Source organism: Rothia sp. HMSC065D02, assembly GCF_001815285.1.
Classification (GTDB): Bacteria; Actinomycetota; Actinomycetes; order Actinomycetales; family Micrococcaceae; genus Rothia; species Rothia dentocariosa.
The window spans coordinates 1-333 of sequence record NZ_KV820079.1; the positions used below are offsets into that span (position 1 = coordinate 1).

The following is a 333-nucleotide window of genomic DNA, read 5'->3' on the forward strand; positions in this document are numbered from 1 at the left end:
GGTACGAGACCCTGCACACCCACAAACCCCACACAGTGGCAGGAAGCCCCAGAACCAAAAACGTGAAGTTGATCCAGATAACCGGTATTTCCGGTGATCCACCAGAGAGGACACGGTCAAAGAAGGACAGCTGCATCAAGATAATCAAGATAAGCAGTACCCATAAGAGCATTTTCATGAACCACGACGCTTGTAACCGCACCGACGCCAACACCCGCACCACAGCCCGAGGGTCAGAGGCTTCTTCTACTATCTGCTGGGTTTTCTGCTCACGCTCACGCCGACGTCCTTCAAACACGGCTGAGAGCCAAAACGTCCCCACCACAAAGACTA

General features: G+C 53.2%; 1 pseudogene. It reads right to left on the reverse strand.

Features of this window, described 5'->3' with window-relative positions:
• Nucleotides 1–333 (reverse strand): annotated as a pseudogene (locus HMPREF3016_RS03250) (hypothetical protein); the annotation flags it as partial.